At 66.3% G+C, this 14,095-nt stretch carries 21 protein-coding genes; all 21 read right to left on the reverse strand.

The features are described from left to right. Positions 1–9: 9 nt before the first annotated feature. The 21 genes from rplR to fusA all read right to left on the reverse strand — a co-directional run bounded on the left by rplR (position 10) and on the right by fusA (position 14,071). On the reverse strand, positions 10–393 hold the full coding sequence (gene rplR / locus DN051_RS16805) for a 50S ribosomal protein L18 (protein WP_053759509.1): 384 nt from the start codon (positions 391–393) through the stop codon (positions 10–12). Positions 394–396: 3 nt separating this feature from the next. Then, the gene (gene rplF, locus DN051_RS16810; RefSeq protein WP_053759510.1) at positions 397–936 is read right to left on the reverse strand and encodes a 50S ribosomal protein L6; all 540 of its coding nucleotides are present in this window, start codon (positions 934–936) and stop codon (positions 397–399) included. 24 nt (positions 937–960) lie between these two features. Beyond that, positions 961–1,359 (reverse strand): 30S ribosomal protein S8, encoded by a 399-nt coding sequence (rpsH, locus tag DN051_RS16815; protein ID WP_053759511.1) that lies wholly within the window; start codon positions 1,357–1,359, stop codon positions 961–963. Positions 1,360–1,570: 211 nt separating this feature from the next. Beyond that, positions 1,571–1,756, reverse strand: a complete 186-nt coding sequence (locus tag DN051_RS16825; protein ID WP_003948630.1) for a type Z 30S ribosomal protein S14 — start codon at positions 1,754–1,756, stop codon at positions 1,571–1,573. 5 nt (positions 1,757–1,761) lie between these two features. Beyond that, positions 1,762–2,319, reverse strand: coding sequence for a 50S ribosomal protein L5 (gene rplE, locus DN051_RS16830; protein ID WP_030788262.1), 558 nt, complete (start codon positions 2,317–2,319; stop codon positions 1,762–1,764). Continuing rightward, positions 2,319–2,642: a 50S ribosomal protein L24 gene (rplX, locus tag DN051_RS16835; protein ID WP_053759512.1), complete on the reverse strand. Its 324-nt coding sequence runs from the start codon at positions 2,640–2,642 to the stop codon at positions 2,319–2,321. The genes rplE and rplX overlap by 1 nt, the downstream gene beginning before the upstream one ends. Positions 2,643–2,644: 2 nt before the next feature. Then, entirely contained in the window at positions 2,645–3,013 is a 369-nt protein-coding gene (rplN, locus tag DN051_RS16840; protein WP_003998823.1) for a 50S ribosomal protein L14, read from the reverse strand. Positions 3,014–3,113: 100 nt separating this feature from the next. Beyond that, entirely contained in the window at positions 3,114–3,398 is a 285-nt protein-coding gene (gene rpsQ, locus DN051_RS16845; RefSeq protein ID WP_018543912.1) for a 30S ribosomal protein S17, read from the reverse strand. Continuing rightward, on the reverse strand, positions 3,398–3,622 hold the full coding sequence (gene rpmC / locus DN051_RS16850; protein ID WP_007494763.1) for a 50S ribosomal protein L29: 225 nt from the start codon (positions 3,620–3,622) through the stop codon (positions 3,398–3,400). Before rpmC ends, rpsQ begins: the two co-directional genes overlap by 1 nt. After that, a complete protein-coding gene (gene rplP, locus DN051_RS16855) occupies positions 3,622–4,041 on the reverse strand; it encodes a 50S ribosomal protein L16 (RefSeq protein ID WP_053759513.1) in 420 nt (139 codons plus the stop codon). Before rplP ends, rpmC begins: the two co-directional genes overlap by 1 nt. Positions 4,042–4,046: 5 nt before the next feature. Beyond that, positions 4,047–4,871 carry a 30S ribosomal protein S3 gene (gene rpsC / locus DN051_RS16860; protein ID WP_053759514.1) on the reverse strand — a complete coding sequence of 275 codons (825 nt, stop codon included), beginning with the start codon at positions 4,869–4,871 and terminating at the stop codon, positions 4,047–4,049. Next, positions 4,871–5,218: a 50S ribosomal protein L22 gene (gene rplV, locus DN051_RS16865; RefSeq protein WP_053759515.1), complete on the reverse strand. Its 348-nt coding sequence runs from the start codon at positions 5,216–5,218 to the stop codon at positions 4,871–4,873. Before rplV ends, rpsC begins: the two co-directional genes overlap by 1 nt. A 42-nt stretch (positions 5,219–5,260) precedes the next feature. Further along, positions 5,261–5,542 carry a 30S ribosomal protein S19 gene (rpsS, locus tag DN051_RS16870; protein WP_053759516.1) on the reverse strand — a complete coding sequence of 94 codons (282 nt, stop codon included), beginning with the start codon at positions 5,540–5,542 and terminating at the stop codon, positions 5,261–5,263. 12 nt (positions 5,543–5,554) lie between these two features. Then, positions 5,555–6,391 carry a 50S ribosomal protein L2 gene (gene rplB, locus DN051_RS16875; protein ID WP_053759517.1) on the reverse strand — a complete coding sequence of 279 codons (837 nt, stop codon included), beginning with the start codon at positions 6,389–6,391 and terminating at the stop codon, positions 5,555–5,557. 51 nt (positions 6,392–6,442) lie between these two features. Beyond that, a complete protein-coding gene (gene rplW / locus DN051_RS16880; protein ID WP_053759518.1) occupies positions 6,443–6,862 on the reverse strand; it encodes a 50S ribosomal protein L23 in 420 nt (139 codons plus the stop codon). Next, positions 6,862–7,518 carry a 50S ribosomal protein L4 gene (rplD, locus tag DN051_RS16885; RefSeq protein ID WP_112439005.1) on the reverse strand — a complete coding sequence of 219 codons (657 nt, stop codon included), beginning with the start codon at positions 7,516–7,518 and terminating at the stop codon, positions 6,862–6,864. The genes rplW and rplD overlap by 1 nt, the downstream gene beginning before the upstream one ends. Before the next feature lie 8 nt (positions 7,519–7,526). Beyond that, a complete protein-coding gene (rplC, locus tag DN051_RS16890) occupies positions 7,527–8,171 on the reverse strand; it encodes a 50S ribosomal protein L3 (protein ID WP_053759520.1) in 645 nt (214 codons plus the stop codon). A 17-nt stretch (positions 8,172–8,188) separates the two neighbouring features. Further along, positions 8,189–8,497 (reverse strand): 30S ribosomal protein S10, encoded by a 309-nt coding sequence (rpsJ, locus tag DN051_RS16895; RefSeq protein ID WP_003948644.1) that lies wholly within the window; start codon positions 8,495–8,497, stop codon positions 8,189–8,191. A 554-nt stretch (positions 8,498–9,051) separates the two neighbouring features. After that, the gene (locus DN051_RS16900; protein WP_246041047.1) at positions 9,052–10,227 is read right to left on the reverse strand and encodes an acyltransferase family protein; all 1,176 of its coding nucleotides are present in this window, start codon (positions 10,225–10,227) and stop codon (positions 9,052–9,054) included. Between the two features lie 367 nt (positions 10,228–10,594). After that, positions 10,595–11,788 carry an elongation factor Tu gene (gene tuf / locus DN051_RS16905; RefSeq protein ID WP_053759521.1) on the reverse strand — a complete coding sequence of 398 codons (1,194 nt, stop codon included), beginning with the start codon at positions 11,786–11,788 and terminating at the stop codon, positions 10,595–10,597. A gap of 156 nt (positions 11,789–11,944) precedes the next feature. Beyond that, positions 11,945–14,071, reverse strand: coding sequence for an elongation factor G (gene fusA, locus DN051_RS16910; protein WP_053759522.1), 2,127 nt, complete (start codon positions 14,069–14,071; stop codon positions 11,945–11,947). Positions 14,072–14,095 lie beyond the last annotated feature (24 nt).

Consider the following 14,095-nt stretch of genomic DNA (forward strand, 5'->3'; position numbering starts at 1 on the left):
TACGGCGGCTCAGAACTTGAGCCCGGCTTCGCGGGCGGCGTCCGCCAAGGCGGCGATGCGCCCGGCGTACTGGTTGCCACCACGGTCGAAAACGACGGCCTCGACACCGGCGGCCTTGGCGCGCTCGGCGACGAGAGCGCCGACCTGCTTGGCCTGCGTGGACTTGTCGCCCTCGCCACCGCGGATCGAAGTGTCCAGGGTGGACGCCGACGCCACGGTGTGGCCCTTCAGGTCGTCGATCACCTGCGCCACGATGTGGCGGTTGGAGCGGGTCACGACGAGACGGGGACGCTCCGCCGTACCGTTGATCCGCTTGCGGATCCGGATGTGACGGCGCTTGATCGCGGCGCGCTTGTAGGCGTCGCCCTTCAGGATCTTCTGCCCGTATGCCATGGCTTACTTACCCGCCTTTCCGACCTTGCGGCGGATGACTTCGCCCTCGTACTTGACACCCTTGGCCTTGTACGGGTCGGGCTTGCGCAGCTTGCGGATGTTGGCCGCAACCTCGCCGACCTTCTGCTTGTCGATGCCCTCGACCGAGAAGCGGGTCGGGGTCTCCACCTTGAAGGTGATGCCCTCGGGCGCCTCGACGGTGATCGGGTGGCTGTAGCCGAGCGCGAACTCGAGGTTCGAGCCCTTGGCCGTCACGCGGTAACCGACACCGCTGATTTCGAGCTTCTTCACGTAACCCTGGGTCACGCCGGTGATCATGTTCGCCACCAGCGTGCGGGACAGGCCGTGCAGGGCCTTGTTCTGACGCTCGTCGTTGGGGCGGGTGACGCTGAGCACGCCGTCCTCACCCTTGGCGATGTCGATCGGCGCTACGACGGTGTGGGTCAGCGAGCCCTTGGGGCCCTTGACCGAAACCGTACGGCCGTCGATGGTGACGTCCACGCCGGCGGGAACCGCGATGGGGAGCTTGCCGATGCGCGACATAGCTGTTTCCTCCGTTCCCTTCCGCTACCAGACGTAGGCGAGGACTTCCCCACCCACGCCCTTCTTGCCGGCCTGCTTGTCGGTGAGGAGCCCGTGAGACGTGGAGATGATCGCCACGCCGAGGCCGCCGAGCACCTTCGGCAGGTTGGTGGACTTCGCGTAGACCCGGAGACCGGGCTTGGAGATCCGCTTGATGCCCGCGATGGAGCGCTCACGGTTGGGGCCGAACTTCAGCTCCAGGACGAGGCTCTTGCCGACCTCGGCGTCCTCGACCTTCCAGCCCGTGATGAAGCCCTCCTGCTGGAGGATCTCCGCGATGTGCGACTTGATCTTCGAGTGCGGCATCGCCACGGTGTCGTGGTACGCCGAGTTCGCGTTCCGCAGACGCGTGAGCATGTCTGCGATCGGATCAGTCATGGTCATGAATTGGCCTTCGGCCTCTCTCGCCGGGGTTTCCTGTTGCGCCATCCCTCTCCCCGATCCGAGACGGGACGGGTGCGGCGCGGTGGACCTACGGCGTAGTAAGTCGTACGGGCGCGGCAGGCGCCCAACCCCACAAGCCTACGGCATGTGAAGTGGACGCTCTGCCGACCCAGATGCTTACCGAGAGCCTTGGGAATCCCGAATTACGGAATTACCAGGAGCTCTTGGTCACGCCCGGCAGCTCGCCACGGTGAGCCATCTCACGAAGGCACACGCGGCACAGGCCGAACTTGCGGTACACGGAGTGCGGGCGGCCACAGCGCTGGCAGCGGGTGTAGCCACGCACACCGAACTTCGGCTTACGAGCAGCCTTGGCAATCAGAGCCTTCTTCGCCATCTCGCTCACGCCTCCTTGAACGGGAAGCCGAGGTGACGAAGGAGCGCACGGCCCTCAGCGTCGTTGGTCGCCGTGGTGACCACGGTGATGTCCATACCCCGGACGCGGTCGATCTTGTCCTGGTCGATCTCGTGGAACATGACCTGCTCCGTGAGACCGAAGGTGTAGTTGCCACGGCCGTCGAACTGCTTGGGGGACAGGCCGCGGAAGTCGCGGATGCGCGGCAGCGCGAGCGACAGGGTGCGGTCCAGGAACTCCCACATGCGGTCGCCACGGAGCGTGACGTGGGCACCGATCGGCTGACCCTCGCGCAGCTTGAACTGCGCGATGGACTTGCGGGCCTTGGTGACGGCCGGCTTCTGACCGGTGATCGTGGTGAGGTCGCGGATGGCTCCCTCGATCAGCTTGGAGTCGCGGGCGGCGTCGCCCACACCCATGTTGACCACGATCTTGACGAGGCCGGGGATCTGCATGACGTTCTCGTAGGAGAACTCCTCACGCAGCTTGCCCGCGATCTCCTCGCGGTACTTCGTCTTCAGACGCGGAGTCGTGGTGGTAGCCATCAGATGTCCTCACCCGTCCGCTTGGCAACGCGGATCTTGTTGCCTTCGTCGTCGAAGCGGTAACCGACGCGGGTCACGACCTTCTTGCCGTCCTTCTCGACGACGAGCTGGACGTTGGACACGTGGATCGGGGCCTCGGTGGTCACGATGCCGCCGGCCTGCGAACCCCGGGCCGTCGGACCGGCCTTGGTGTGCTTCTTGACCCGGTTGACACCCTCGACCAGGACACGCTCGTCGCGCGGGAAAGCGGCAATGACCTTGCCCTGCTTGCCCTTGTCCTTACCGGTGATGACCTGGACCAGGTCGCCCTTCTTGATCTTCATGCTTACAGCACCTCCGGCGCGAGCGAGATGATCTTCATGAACTTCTTCTCGCGCAGCTCACGGCCCACCGGGCCGAAGATACGGGTGCCGCGAGGGTCGCCGTCGTTCTTCAGAATGACGGCGGCGTTCTCGTCGAAGCGGATGTACGAGCCGTCCGGACGGCGGCGCTCCTTGACGGTGCGAACGATGACCGCCTTGACGACGTCACCCTTCTTCACGTTGCCACCGGGGATCGCGTCCTTGACGGTGGCGACGATGACGTCACCGATACCCGCGTAGCGGCGACCGGAGCCACCGAGCACACGGATGCAAAGGATTTCCTTCGCACCAGTGTTGTCGGCGACACGCAGTCGCGACTCCTGCTGGATCACGTCTATCTCCTGTTTGTCTGCCGGTTCCCCGGGAGCCGCCCAGCGAAGCGGCTCCCGGAGCCTGGCGGAACTGTCCTGCGAGGGATGCCCCGCAGGAGAATTACTTGGCCTTCTCGAGGATCTCGACGACGCGCCAGCGCTTCGTCGCGGACAGCGGCCGGGTCTCCATGAGGAGGACGCGGTCGCCGACGCCCGCAGCGTTCTGCTCGTCGTGCGCCTTGAGCTTGTTCGTACGGCGGATGACCTTGCCGTACAGCGCGTGCTTGACGCGGTCCTCGACAGCGACGACGACGGTCTTGTCCATCTTGTCGCTGACGACGAGACCCTCACGGGTCTTGCGGAACCCGCGCGCCTCTGCGTTCTCAGTCACGTTCTTCTCGCTCATCAGGCGTTCTCCACCGTTTCGATGCCCAGCTCACGCTCGCGCATCAGGGTGTAGATCCGCGCGATGTCCTTGCGGACCGCCTTGAGACGGCCGTGGTTCTCGAGCTGGCCCGTCGCCGCCTGGAAGCGGAGGTTGAACAGCTCTTCCTTGGCCTCGCGAAGCTTCGCAAGAAGCTCCTCGTTGCCCAGCTCGCGCAGCTCGGACGCCTTGGTACCGGCCGACATCACGCTTCACCTGCCTCGCGCTTGACGATCCGGCACTTCATCGGCAGCTTGTGGGCCGCACGGGTCAGCGCCTCACGGGCGATCTTCTCGTTGGGGTACGACAGCTCGAACATCACGCGTCCGGGCTTGACGTTGGCGATCCACCACTCCGGAGAACCCTTACCGGAACCCATGCGGGTCTCGGCGGGCTTCTTGGTGAGGGGACGGTCCGGGTAGATGTTGATCCAGACCTTGCCGCCACGCTTGATGTGACGGGTCATCGCGATACGAGCCGCCTCGATCTGGCGGTTCGTGACGTACGCCGGAGTCAGCGCCTGGATGCCGTACTCGCCGAACGCAACCTGCGTGCCGCCCTTGGCAGCGCCGGTGCGCTTCGGGTGGTGCTGCTTGCGGTGCTTGACCCTACGGGGGATCAGCATTTCGGTCAGGCCTCCGTTCCGGTGCTCTCAGCCGGAGCGGCGGACGCGGGAGCCTCGGCCTTGGGGGCCTCGGCGCCGGCAGCCTGCTGCGGCTTGCGACCGCGCCGCTCGCCACCACGGCCACCACGGGCCGGGCGGTCAGCGCCACCGCGGGCCGGGCGGTTACCCGCACGGGCGGCAGCGTTCTCGGCGCGGACCTCGGCGATGTTCTTGACGTCGCCCTTGTAGATCCAGACCTTCACGCCGATGCGGCCGAAGGTCGTCTTGGCCTCGAAGAAGCCGTAGTCCACGTTCGCGCGGAGCGTGTGCAGGGGCACACGGCCCTCGCGGTAGAACTCCGAGCGGGACATCTCGGCGCCGCCGAGGCGGCCACCGCACTGGATCTTGATGCCCTTGGCGCCGGCCTTCATGGCGGACTGCATGCTCTTGCGCATGGCCCGACGGAAGGAGACGCGGGAGGAGAGCTGCTCGGCAACGGCCTGGGCAACCAGCTGAGCGTCGGTCTCGGGGTTCTTGACCTCGAGGATGTTCAGCTGGACCTGCTTGCCCGTGAGCTTCTCGAGGTCACCGCGGATGCGGTCGGCCTCGGCGCCACGGCGGCCGATGACGATGCCCGGACGAGCGGTGTGGATGTCCACACGCACACGGTCACGGGTGCGCTCGATCTCGACCTTCGAGATACCGGCGCGCTCCATGCCGGACGTCATCATCCGACGGATGGCGACGTCTTCCTTGACGTAGTCCTTGTACAGCTTGTCGGCGTACCAGCGCGACTTGAAGTCGGTGGTGATGCCGAGCCGGAACCCATGCGGGTTTACCTTCTGGCCCATTACCGGGTTCCTTCCTTGCTGCTGACGACCACGGTGATGTGGCTGGTCCGCTTGCGGATCCGGTAGGCACGGCCCTGGGCGCGCGGACGGAACCGCTTCAGGGTCGGGCCCTCGTCGACGTACGCCTCGCTGATGAACAGCGAGGAGGCGTCCGGGTGGTCGTAGTTGTGCGCGGCGTTGGCGATGGCGCTGTCGAGCACCTTGCCGACCGGCACAGAGGCAGCCTGCGGAGCGAATCGCAGGACCGCCTGGGCCTCCGTGGCGTCCATGCCACGGATGAGGTCCACCACACGGCGGGCCTTCATGGGCGTGACGCGGATGTACCGCGCCTGGGCCCTGGCTTCCATGGTTGTCCCTTCAGTTTCTTACGTGTCTGAATGCGATCCGCTTTAGCGGCGCTTCGACTTCCGGTCGTCCTTCACGTGGCCCCGGAAGGTGCGCGTCGGCGAGAACTCGCCGAGCTTGTGGCCGACCATCGACTCGGTGACGAACACCGGGATGTGGGTCTTGCCGTTGTGCACCGCGAGCGTGTGGCCGAGCATGGCCGGCACGATCATCGAGCGACGGGACCAGGTCTTGATGACGTTCTTGGTGCCGGCTTCGTTCTGGGCGTCCACCTTCTTCATCAGGTGGTCGTCGACGAAGGGCCCCTTCTTCAAGCTACGAGGCATCTCAACCCGTCCTTAGCGCTTCTTGTTCGTCTTGCGGCGGCGGACGATGTACTTGTTGCTCGCCTTCTTGGGAGAACGAGTACGGCCTTCCTTCTTGCCCCACGGGGACACAGGGTGGCGACCACCGGAGGTCCGGCCCTCACCACCACCGTGCGGGTGGTCGACCGGGTTCATGACCACACCACGGACGGTCGGGCGAACGCCCAGCCACCGCTTACGGCCGGCCTTGCCCCAGTTGATGTTGCTCTGCTCGGCGTTGCCGACCTCACCGATGGTGGCGCGGCAGCGGACGTCGACCAGGCGGATCTCACCGGACGGCATGCGGAGGTGGGCCATCGAGCCCTCCTTCGCGAGCAGCTGCACCGAGGCACCGGCGGAGCGGGCGAACTTGGCGCCGCCACCGGGACGGAGCTCGATCGCGTGGATCGTGGTACCGACCGGGATGTTGCGGAGGGCCAGGTTGTTGCCCGGCTTGATGTCGGCCCCGGGACCGTTCTCGACGCGGTCACCCTGCTGCAGGTTGCGCGGGGCGAGGATGTAGCGCTTCTCGCCGTCGGCGTAGTGCAGCAGCGCGATACGCGCGGTGCGGTTGGGGTCGTACTCGATGTGCGCGACCTTCGCCGGCACGCCGTCCTTGTCGTGACGACGGAAGTCGATCACGCGGTAGGCGCGCTTGTGTCCGCCACCCTGGTGGCGAACGGTCACACGACCGGAATTGTTACGGCCGCCCTTGCTGTGCAGAGGACGGACCAGCGACTTCTCCGGCGTGGACCGCGTGACCTCGACGAAGTCGGCGACGCTGGCGCCACGACGGCCAGGAGTCGTCGGCTTGTACTTGCGGATACCCATTGTCTCTCAGTCCTCGGAAGATTCCGATTATCTGGACGATCCGGACCTCCGTCAGGAGGTCGGACCGCCGAAGATGTCGATACGGTCGCCCTCGGCGAGGGTCACGATCGCGCGCTTGGTGGCGGCACGCTGGCCGAAGCCCGTACGGGTCCGCTTGCGCTTGCCCTGGCGGTTGATCGTGTTGACGCCGGTGACCTTGACCTGGAAGACCGCCTGCACGGCCTCCTTGATCTGGGTCTTGTTCGAGCCCGGCGCGACGACGAACGTGTACTTGTTCTCGTCGAGCAGCGCGTAGCTCTTCTCGGACACAACCGGCTTCAGCAGCACGTCACGGGGGTCCGTGTACGACTTGCTGACCGGGGTGACGACGGTGTTCTTGCCCTCGGTGGCGTGGCGACGCGCCTTGGCGACGCGGGCGGCCTTGGCGGCCTTGGCCGCCTTCGAGGCAATGGCGGGGTGACGGATAGCCATCAGGCCTCGCTCCCTTCGGTGTCATTGGCCTTCGGGCCCGACACGAAGGACTCGAATGCGGCCTGGGTGAAGACCACGTCGTCCGAGACGAGAACGTCGTACGTGTTCAGCTGGCCCGGCTCCAGGATGTGGACCTGGGGCAGGTTACGGGCGGACAGCCACGCGGCCTCGTCGCTGCGGTCGATGACCAGGAGCAGGTTCTTGCGCTCCGAGATCTTGCCGAACAGCGTCTTGGCGGACTTCGTCGACGGGCTCTCGCCCTCGACGACGCCGGAGACGACGTGGATGCGGTTGTGGCGCGCCCGGTCGGTGAGGGCGTGACGCAGGGCGGCAGCCTTCATCTTCTTCGGGGTGCGCTGCGAGTAGTCACGCGGCTGCGGGCCGTGGACGACGCCACCGCCGGCGAACTGCGGCGCGCGGGTCGAGCCCTGACGGGCGCGGCCGGTGCCCTTCTGGCGGTACGGCTTCTTGCCGCCACCACGGACCTCGCCACGGGTCTTGGTCTTGTGCGTGCCCTGGCGGGCAGCGGCGAGCTGTGCGACGACGACCTGGTGGATCAGCGGGATGCTGACCTTCTCAACGCCGAAGATCTCCGCGGGGAGCTCGACGGAACCGGCCTTGTCGCCAGCCGGCGAAAGGATGTCAACAGTGCTCATCGGTTACCTCAGGCCCCCTTGGCCGCGGTGCGGACCAGGACGAGGCCGCCGTTCGGACCGGGAACCGCGCCCTTGATGAGCAGCAGACCCTTCTCCGCGTCAACGGCGTGGACGGTCAGGTTCTGGGTGGTGACCCGCTCGTTGCCCATGCGACCCGCCATGCGGAGGCCCTTGAACACACGGCCCGGGGTGGCGCAGCCACCGATGGAGCCGGGCGAGCGGTGCTTGCGCTGGGTACCGTGTCCGGCGCCGAGGCCACGGAAGTTGTGGCGCTTCATGACACCGGCGAAGCCCTTGCCCTTGCTCTTGCCGGTCACGTCGACCTTGACGCCGGCCTCGAACACCTCAGCGGTGATCTCCTGGCCGAGCGCGTACTCGGAGGCGTCCGCGGTGCGGATCTCGACGAGGTGACGACGGGGGGTGACGTCGGCCTTGGCGAAGTGGCCCTTGAGGGGCTTGTTCACCTTGCGCGGGTCGATGTCGCCGAACGCGATCTGGACGGACTCGTAGCCGTCGGCGTCGTTCGTACGGACCTGGGTGACGACGTTGGGCCCGGCCTTGACGACGGTGACCGGAACAACACGGTTGTTCTCGTCCCACACCTGCGTCATACCGAGCTTCTCGCCCAGGATGCCCTTGATCTGCTTAGCCATCTCTCAGATCACCGGCCTCAGAGCTTGATCTCGATGTCGACACCGGCCGGGAGGTCGAGTCGCATCAGGGAGTCAACGGTCTTGGGCGTCGGGTCGAGGATGTCGATCAGGCGCTTGTGCGTGCGCATCTCGAAGTGCTCGCGCGAGTCCTTGTACTTGTGCGGCGACTTGATGACGCAGTACACGTTCTTCTCAGTGGGCAGCGGCACCGGGCCCGCGACCGACGCACCAGTGCGAGTCACCGTCTCGACGATCTTCTTCGCCGAGGAGTCGATGACCTCGTGGTCGTAGGCCTTGAGCCGGATGCGGATCTTCTGTCCCGCCATGGCTACTTCGTAGTCCTGTCTCTTTTTACGCTCTGGAACCCGGTGTTCCCTTGGTCTGTCTCCGACCCACGCGGTCGGGCGTGTCGCGGTCCCGCTGACACAGATGCCCCTTGTTCGAGCATCCCTGCGGGATTACGCACAGCCCTTCCGGAACCGCGAGCCGGGGGCGAGAAGCCCACCGGGCGCCTGGCCGGTGCCGCGCTCACACTTCCCGGAAGATTCCCGTACGTCCGCCCCTGATCAGGGGCGACGAGTACTGTGGGACTCGCTTCCGGTCCTCCCGGCGGGAGGCGCGCAGCATCAACACTCGACCGAGCAACTCGGACAGTCTGCCATATGGGGCACCGGGGACGCCAATCGAGCCGGAGAGAATACCCGGCGGCCGACGCAGGTCAAACCCCTGCCGTTCCCTGCGGGTCACAGGGCCCCGGCGTGGGCCCGGTCGGTCGAGTTCCACGACTCCGCCGGCAGCCGACCCGCGGCATCGTGTCGCCGGGCTCCCCCGTTCGGTCGATCGGCTGAGCCGACATCGTCCCCCAGGGGGTCGTGCCCGGCTAAGCCACCCGCTGAAAACTCCGCAACCGCGCGAACGACGAGTCCAGCCCCCGTTTCAGGAGGCGCGCCGCGGGTCGTTCCACCATTCGGTGCACCAGCCGGCTCAGCACCAGGAACCCGGCGATCAGCACCACGAGCAGCAGCCGCGGGTCCATCGTGTCCCGGAGGCGGTTGATGAGCACCATTCCGGCGACGTAGTGCGTGAGGTAGAGCGGGTAGGTCAGGCAGCCCGCCGTCACCAGCCACCTCCAGCGGATGCGGTCGGTCAGGCCGAGCGCGACGCCCACCATCACCAGCATGAAGACGGTGAAGACGACGACGGCGCCGCGCCAACTGCTGACCTGCTCGTACGCCACCCGCTCCCCCAGCTCCAGCTGGCCCATGAGCCAGGCCATCGCGAGGATGCCCCACAGCAGCAGGTCCTGACCGAAGCGGTGCATGAGGTAGAGGGCAAGGCCGGCGATGAAGTACCAGGCGGCGCTGGGGTCGGCCGCCAGTACCAGCAGCGGGAACTTCGAGACCGGCGCGAGCATCGCCGCCGCGCCCCAGACGCAGCAGAAGACGACGACCCGGCGGTAGGTCAGGCCCATCGCGACGACGACCAGGAACAGGAGGTAGAAGCGCAGCTCCGACCAGAGCGTCCAGTAGACGGGATCGACGTTCGGGACGTCCGAACCCGCCTGCAGCATCGTCAGATTGAACAGGACCTCCCGCAGCGGCAGCCGCTCCATCACCCCCGGCACCAGCACCAGGACGGCGGTGGTGAAGAACACCCCGAACCAGTACGCCGGGTACAGCCGGATCACCCGGGACACGAAGAAGTCCCGGGGCGTGCGGCCCCAGCACGACATGCAGATCACGAAGCCGCTGATCACGAAGAAGATCTCGACGCCGACCCAGCCGAACGAGGCGACGCGGAACACCGTCGGCATGATGTCCGAAACCGGCCGGTCCCAGATCATGTTGCCCGGCTCGTCGGCCCGGCGCGTTCCCGCGAAGTGGTGCAGGACCACCATCAGGGCGGCGCCCAGGCGGATGCCGTCGAGTACGTACAGCCGCGGGCGGGACCGGGCGGCGCGGGCGGGAGCGGGCCTCGGTCTGCTCAGCCGCTGCGGTGGCCGATCGGCCGCCGCGACCGGCATCGGTATCGACAGTCCGCCGCGCACACCCTGCATCAAGAAAACCCAGCCGTCCTCGGAAACACTTCGGGGCCCGTGAGCCACCCGACGACGGTTCACGCTACGACCGCGCGCACCGCCCCACACAGGACAGAAAAGAACATTCCCCCCGCGCACACGGGGGAATTGCCGGAACTCTCGCCAATTCGCCCCACAAGGTTCGATTAGGTTTCACCGAGCACCTACGGACCCCTATGAATTGTTCGAGAGCGACCGCTGCTTGTGCGAACACGGCGAAGACCGCGAACACGGCGAGGGGCCGGGCGCGAGCACGGCAAAGGGGCCCGTACGACCGAAGTCGTACGGGCCCCTTCAGGAGCTCGCGGTGGAGCTACCGGGTCAACGGACCCCCAAGCAAGCGGACTTACTTGGTGATCTTGGTGACCTGGCCGGCGCCCACGGTCCGGCCACCCTCGCGGATGGCGAACTTCAGGCCCTCTTCCATGGCGACGGGCTGGATGAGCTCCACCGTCATCTCGGTGTTGTCACCCGGCATGACCATCTCGGTGCCCTCGGGGAGGGTCACGACGCCGGTCACGTCCGTCGTACGGAAGTAGAACTGCGGACGGTAGTTGTTGAAGAACGGGGTGTGACGACCACCCTCGTCCTTCGACAGGATGTAGGCCTGGGCCTCGAACTCGGTGTGCGGGGTGACAGAGCCCGGCTTGATGATGCACTGGCCGCGCTCGACGTCCTCGCGCTTGATGCCGCGGAGCAGCAGACCGACGTTCTCACCGGCCTGGCCCTCGTCGAGCAGCTTGCGGAACATCTCGATACCGGTGACCGTGGTGGTGGTCTTCTCGGTCTTGATGCCGATGATGTCGACGGTCTCGTTGACCTTCAGGACACCACGCTCGATACGGCCGGTGACGACCGTACCGCGACCGGTGATCGTGAAGACGTCCTCGATCGGCATCAGGAACGGCTTGTCGACGTCACGCTCGGGCTGCGGGATGGACTCGTCCACGGCCTTCATCAGGTCGAGAACGGACTGGCCCCACTCGGCGTCGCCCTCGAGCGCCTTGAGCGCCGAGACCTTGACGACCGGGACGTCGTCGCCCGGGAACTCGTACTCGGAGAGCAGCTCACGGACCTCGAGCTCGACGAGCTCCAGGATCTCCTCGTCGTCCACCATGTCGGCCTTGTTCAGGGCGACGACGATGTACGGAACGCCGACCTGGCGGGCCAGGAGCACGTGCTCCTTGGTCTGCGGCATCGGGCCGTCGGTGGCGGCGACCACGAGGATGGCGCCGTCCATCTGGGCGGCACCCGTGATCATGTTCTTGATGTAGTCCGCGTGACCGGGGCAGTCGACGTGGGCGTAGTGACGGGTCTCCGTCTGGTACTCGACGTGCGCGATGGAGATGGTGATACCGCGCTGGCGCTCCTCAGGAGCCTTGTCGATCTGGTCGAACGCCGAGGCCTCGTTCAGGTCCGGGAACGCGTCGTGCAGCACCTTGGTAATGGCGGCCGTGAGGGTCGTCTTACCGTGGTCGATGTGACCGATGGTGCCGATGTTGACGTGCGGCTTAGTCCGCTCGAACTTCGCCTTCGCCACTGGGGTCCTCCTGTGGAGTGGTTCTGTACGCCTTACTTCATCGGCGCCAGGTGATCTTTGCTGTTAAAGCCCGGTCCCCGGGACAAACACCTGCGATTGCGGGTGTTTGTCCCGTGAGGCTCCGGAGTCAAGCCTAAAGCGTGTGAACGCGGTGCGTTACTCGCCCTTGGCCTTCGCGATGATCTCCTCGGCGACGTTCCGCGGAACCTCGGCGTAGGAGTCGAACTGCATCGAGTAGCTTGCGCGACCCGACGTCTTGCTGCGGAGGTCTCCGACGTAGCCGAACATCTCCGACAGGGGCACGAGGCCCTTCACGACGCGGGCACCGGCCCGCTCCTCCATGGCCTGGATCTGACCACGGCGGGAGTTGATGTCGCCGATGACCTCGCCCATGTAGTCCTCGGGCGTGGTGACCTCGACGGCCATCATCGGCTCGAGCAGCACGGGGCTGGCCTTGCGCGCGGCCTCCTTGAAGGCCTGCGAGCCGGCGATCTTGAACGCGAGCTCGGAGGAGTCGACCTCGTGGTAGGCGCCGTCGAGCAGCGTCACACGCACACCGGTCATCTCGTAACCGGCGAGGATGCCGAACTGCATGGCCTCCTGCGCACCGGCGTCGACCGAGGGGATGTACTCCTTCGGCACACGGCCACCGGTGACCTTGTTGACGAACTCGTACGACGAGTCGCCGCCCTCGATCGGCTCGATCGCGATGATGACGCGAGCGAACTGGCCGGTACCACCCGTCTGCTTCTTGTGGGTGTACTCGACCTTCTCGACCGACTTGCGGATCGTCTCGCGGTAGGCGACCTGCGGCTTGCCGACGTTGGCCTCGACCTTGAACTCACGGCGCATACGGTCGACCAGCACCTCGAGGTGCAGCTCGCCCATACCACCGATGATGGTCTGGCCGGTCTCCTCGTCCGAGTGGACCTGGAAGGACGGGTCCTCCTCGGCCAGGCGCTGGATGGCGACACCCAGCTTCTCCTGGTCGCCCTTGGACTTGGGCTCGATGGCGACCTGGATCACCGGCGCCGGGAAGTCCATGGACTCCAGGATGACCGGCTGCTTCTCGTCGCTCAGCGTCTCACCGGTGGTGGTCTGCTTCAGGCCCATGACGGCGACGATGTCGCCGGCGCCCACCGACTCGATCTCCTCACGCTTGTTGGCGTGCATGCGGTAGATCTTGCCGATGCGCTCCTTGCGGCCCTTGACGGAGTTCAGCACGGCGGTGCCGGACTCCAGACGGCCGGAGTACACGCGGACGAAGGTGAGCTTGCCGAGGTGCGGGTCGCTCATGATCTTGAACGCCAGCGCCGCGAGCGGCTCGTCGTCGGACGGCTTGCGCCGGATGACCTGCTCCGCGTCCTTGACGTCGTGGCCCTCGATGGCCTCGACGTCGAGCGGGGAGGGCAGGTAGCGCACGACCGCGTCGAGCAGGGGCTGGACGCCCTTGTTCTTGAACGCGGTGCCGCAGAACACGGGGGTGACGGTGGTGCCGTCGCCCTTGCCGGAGGCGATGGTGATACGGCGGATCGCCGCGTACAGCTGCTCCACGGAGGGCTCCTCGCCCTCCAGGTACAGCTCCATCAGCTCTTCGTCGTTCTCCGCGACGGCCTCGAGCAGCTTGCCGCGCCACTCCTCGGCGGCCTCGGTGTGCGTGGCCGGGATGTCGACGGTGTCGTACATCTCGCCCTTGGTGGCCTCGGCCGACCAGACAAAGGCCTTCATCGTCACGAGGTCGACGACGCCCTTGAAGTCCGCCTCCGCACCGATGGGCAGCTGCATGACGAGCGGCTGCGCACCCAGGCGGTCGGTGATCATGTCGACGCAGCGGTGGAACTCGGCACCCGTGCGGTCGAGCTTGTTGACGAAGCAGATACGCGGAACGCCGTAGCGGTCCGCCTGACGCCACACCGTCTCGGACTGGGGCTCCACGCCGGCGACGCCGTCGAACACCGTCACGGCACCGTCGAGCACGCGCAGGGATCGCTCCACCTCGACGGTGAAGTCGACGTGGCCCGGCGTGTCGATGATGTTGATGGTGTGGTCGACGTCCTCCAGCGGCCAGTGACAGGTGGTGGCAGCAGAGGTGATCGTGATGCCACGCTCCTGCTCCTGCTCCATCCAGTCCATGGTGGCAGCGCCGTCGTGGACCTCACCGATCTTGTACGAAACGCCGGTGTAGAACAGGATCCGCTCGGTGGTGGTCGTCTTGCCCGCGTCGATGTGGGCCATGATCCCGATGTTGCGGACCTTGGCCAGGTCAAGCGAAGTGGTAGCCATAAGGCTTCAGTCTTCTCTCGGTCT

This window comes from Streptomyces cadmiisoli (assembly GCF_003261055.1).
In the GTDB taxonomy this organism is placed as follows: Bacteria; Actinomycetota; Actinomycetes; order Streptomycetales; family Streptomycetaceae; genus Streptomyces; species Streptomyces cadmiisoli.